General features: G+C 68.6%; 1 protein-coding gene. It reads left to right on the forward strand.

The features are described 5' to 3' along the window. Window positions 1–3,964 (forward strand): DUF4781 domain-containing protein (locus B551_RS14895; protein ID WP_043439938.1); only part of this gene is annotated, 3,964 nt, incomplete at both ends.

The raw sequence follows: 3,964 nt of genomic DNA on the forward strand, positions 1-3,964 counted from the left end.
GGCCGAGCGGCAGCGCGAGGCGCAGGAAGCGGAAACCGCCCGGCGCAACGAACAGAACAATCAGGCCCAGCAGGCGCAACAGGCCAATCAGGCGCAGCAGGCCGACCAGAAACAGCAGCCCGACCGTGCGGCGAACAGTCAGCCCGTGGTCACGCCGGCGCTCTACACCCCGCAAACGAATCCTGGCGGCGTGGTCCAGGTCAAGGGTCCAGGCGGCGACAAGCCGGCCACCGATCCCGCGCAGCAGGCGCGCGACAAGGAGCAGGACGAGGCGAAGGGGCACACGGATCGCTGGCACAAGGACGCCAAGGGCGCCTACGACGACAGCGAGACCAGGCGCAATGCCGGCACGATGACCGATGCCGACTGGCAACCGATCGAGCAGAAATACGGCATGGTGGTGGCCGGCGCGCAGAACGAGCTGCGGGTGGCCGCCAACCATGCCGCGGCGACGGGCGGCGACGACAAGGCGATCACCGCGGCGGTCGACGCCAAGGCGAAGGAGATCCGCGAGCGCTACAACGATCCGGTGCTCGACCAGAACCTCGACCAGATCAAGGACGGCTTCCTGAAGGCCGAGCCGACGCAGCAGGCCCGCGACACGCAAGGGGCGCGCTTCGAACTGGGGCTCGCCGAGGACCGGCTGGACCAGGCCGAAGCCACGTTGCAGCGCGAGGAGAAGGCGCTGTCCGAGATCCCGATGGGCATCCGCCGTGGCGATCCCGAGAGTGGCAAGGCGGTCAGCGACGCGCGCGCGGCCGTCTACGAGGCGCAGCAGACCCGCGACAAGGCCGAGGAAACCTATCTGGGCACGATGCGCGTCGAGATCGATATGCTGGCCGCGCAGCTTTACAAGAAGGATGCCGATACCCAGCTGGGCAACGTCCGCAACCAGCCGCACGACCGCTCGCAGTCAATGACGGATCGCGGCTACGACCTGACCCAGGCGCAGAATCGCGTCGACGACGCGCAGGCGCAGCTTGACGCGCTGAAGGCTGGCGATGGCGTCAAGGTGCCCGACAGCTACCGGCAGCAGGCCATCACGCAATTGGAGCAGCGCTATGGCAATGACCAGGGCATGCGCACGGTTATCAGTACCGCCGACATGCAGGGCCGCATCGCAGGCGAGATGGAGAACCTGACGCCGGAGACCGATTTCGAACGCGAGCTGGCGAAGACCGATCCGACCACGCTGGCGATGGCGCAGGTGCAGGGCCTGACGCTCGATCCGAAGGCGAAGACGGACCCCAACTCGGCGACGCCGCGCGATCTGTCGCAGCAAGAGCGGAATCTGATGGAGTTCAACCCCGCCGCCTATGTCATGTACAAGTCGCTGGGGGCGGACTACCTTGTCCCCGCCGACAACGCGCCGCCGAACGATCCGACACGCAAGGCCTTCGAGGCCGGCATCAAACAGTCCGGGCTGGTGATGTACGCGTTTACCGAGACGCAGCGGCGCGCCCAGGGTGGAGACGGCATCAGCAAGGAAGACAGTGCCGCCGCGGCAGCAGGGATGCAGCGCATGCTTGGGCTGATGCGCGGTTCGGTGCCGCTGCGCGAAGGCTTTCTGCAGGAAAACCTGAAGCAGAAGCTCGATGCCGGCGACTTCGTCGGCGCGCTGAAGCTGCGCCAGGGCGCGGCCAATGCCGCGCAGACCGAGCAGGAGCGCGAGCGCTATCTCGCCGTGGAGGGCAACCGCTTCGGCGGCGAGGCCTTCCGCGCGCAGATCGAGGCGTCGATGCGCAAAGACCTCGAAGGCAAGACGCACGACGACGACTACAAGCCGATCATCGGCCAGGAGACGATGTACGCCGACCGGGTCGGCCAGTACATGCAGCAGGTCGCGCCTTACCTGGCCGAGGAGGATGCCAACACGCTGCTCGAGACGGTCAAGAGCGAATACAGCAACGACTGGACCGGCCGCAATGTCGCGCCGACCGGCGGCAGCTACAACGACTGGGACGACTTCTACCATGGCCTGGCCGCCGTGGTCGACGCTGCCGACGGAGGCTACTACGCGCGCAATCCCAACGCGGAACCCGGCAGCGGCCCCGCCGCGGCCTCCACCGCCAGCTGGCTCGCCAACGAGGACAACGAGGTCTTCACGATGGTGATGCAGAACCAGGTCGGCGGTACGCAGGGGCGTATCTATGGCGGCGCACAGGATGCCGCGGCGCAGGGACACCGATCGTTGTCGCTGGCCTTCGCCAAGGAGCTGAAGGACCACGACCGCGCGCCTTCCATGGCGGACTACGACCTGACCCGCGCGATGGACCGGGGTTACGAGAAGTACAGCGGCAGCGACAAGGCGAGGGAAGACCAGGAGCGCTTCGAGCTGGACAAGGATGAGATCCTGCAGGGCACCTTCGATTCGCTGGCGCTGCGCAAGGACGAGTTGACCGTCAAGGCAGGCGACGACAAGGCGCTCGACAATGCGATCGCGCTGGCCGCGCCCAACGCCGATCCGAAGCTGATCAAGGAGCAGCTGGCCGAGGACGCACCGGAAGGCGCCACCATCAAGGTCATTCCGATGTATGTGACCGGGCCCGGCATGTCGCCTTACCAGAGCGCGGTGTTCGAGTTCGTCAAGGATGGCAGGACGCTGTGGGTCGACGACCAGGGCGCGGTCTACGGCAAGGGCGATCAGTCCGCCGAACGCGACTTCCAGGAAAACAACGAGCTGCACGACAAGGGCACCGTCTACCTGGCGAGGGACCTGAGCCTGGGCGCGGACGGCCATGCCGAGTTCGACGACATCGACGCGCACATCGTCACCGGGCGCGAACAGGCACGCGCCTGGCTCGATATCGGAGTGACGGCGTTGGGCGCCATCGGCGGCGTCGGCGTGATGCTCGCCACCGGGGGCGCGGCGACGCCGCTGGTAGCGGCGGCCTGGAGCGGCATGCTCGGTTCGATGGGATACGGCCTGGCGGTGACGGCGATCGATGCGCAAAACATGGCGGACCACGGCCGCTCGCTCAATCCGTTGGACAACTCGCGCGCGTTCTCGCTGTGGGCCAACGCGTTCGGCTCGGTGGCCGGGATCGGCGGCCTCGGCCTCGGCAAGGGCGCCTCGCTCGCCATACGGGCGTCCGGCGCGCTGGCCAACCGATCCACAGCGCTGACCGCTCGCGCGGCGGCGCTGTCGGACAGGGCGGCCAATCTCGCCGCGAACTCGAACCCGCTCGCAGCCAACGTCGCCGCGCTTGCCGCGAAGACACAACGGGCCGCCACGATGGCGCAGTCGGCTTCGCGCACCCTTGCCGGCACCGCCAGCCGCATGGCGGTCGGCGGCAACGTGCTCAACCTCGGCGCGTTCGGCACAGGGGGCATCCTGACGACGCAGCAGGCGGCCACCTTTGTCCAGCACGGCGACCAGATGTCGCTGACTGAAAAGCTGCAGAACGGCGCGATGCTGCTGATGGGGATGACGCAGATGATGCCGGCGGGCATCCAGATGCGCAGCGCGCGAGCGGTGCACGACGCCACCGTGCGTGTGCTTGGGCGAACCCCGCGCGCGGAGGCCGCCGCGCAGGCATTGGCGCTGCAGACGGCAGTGCAGGCCGGCGAGGGCATCGCCAATGGCCGCGATGGCGCCGAGGTCAGGGTACGGGTGCGGCCAGCCGACGAGGGAACCGCGGGCGGACGCCAGCCGGCGGATACGGCCGGGGCACCGCGCGCCGGCGGTGAGGAGGCGGGCCATTCCTCGGCGACGGCGGGTCGGCCTACCGTGGCGCGCGGGCAGGAGGGGGACGCGCACGGTACGCCGGCCCGGCCGGCGACGGTGCCGTCGGCGGACCACCCCAGCCAATCCGCCGTCACCACCCGTGCCGGCGATGGTGGCGGGCGCTCCTTCACCCCGCAGAAATTGGGGGTCTGGCAATCGGTCAAGCTGGCCAGCCGTCTGACCTTCGACGCAGCGGTGGCGCAGGGCGTCCGGCTGCAGGACGGCGTGGTCAATCGG

Source organism: Cupriavidus sp. HPC(L) (assembly GCF_000307735.3).
Taxonomy (GTDB): Bacteria; Pseudomonadota; Gammaproteobacteria; order Burkholderiales; family Burkholderiaceae; genus Cupriavidus.